The organism is Komagataeibacter melaceti (assembly GCF_003403295.1).
GTDB lineage: Bacteria > Pseudomonadota > Alphaproteobacteria > Acetobacterales > Acetobacteraceae > Komagataeibacter > Komagataeibacter melaceti.
The window spans coordinates 1-406 of sequence record NZ_QUWV01000241.1 but is presented as its reverse complement, the minus strand read 5'-3'; the positions used below and the strand labels follow the sequence as shown (position 1 = coordinate 406).

Annotated in this window: 1 pseudogene; it reads right to left on the bottom strand. The window is 64.8% G+C overall.

Features of this window, described 5'->3' with window-relative positions:
• Positions 1-110: 110 nt before the first annotated feature.
• Positions 111-406 (bottom strand): annotated as a pseudogene (locus DY926_RS17460) (hypothetical protein); the annotation flags it as partial.

The window sequence follows — 406 nt, the reverse complement described above, 5'->3', positions numbered from 1 at the left end:
TTCAACACGGCAGGTGCCGGACATGGACTTCTCCCAGAAAGGAAACGGCCCCGCCAAGCGGGGCCAGAGCAGCAGATACGAAGAGGCGGGCGATCTGTATCGGGCGGAGATCAGGCAGCGACGTGGCGTGCGACCTGATCCGCGGCAGCGGCCTCGGCCGCGACATCGAACGGATGGCGCCTGTGTCCATAGGCAGTGCGTAGCGCACCCTCGGAGCATACATCCATGGGATTACGTGCCTCGCCCACGAGCTGCGCCAGCCGGAACGCCACAGCCCGCAGCCAGCCGTAAAAGCCGACCGAATGCTGCGCAATGGTTTCCAGAAACGCCGGCCCGTCACCCGGCCAGACCGGATCATGGCCGTCCAGACAGAACGGAGTGAATCTCCCACCCCATGAAACGACGC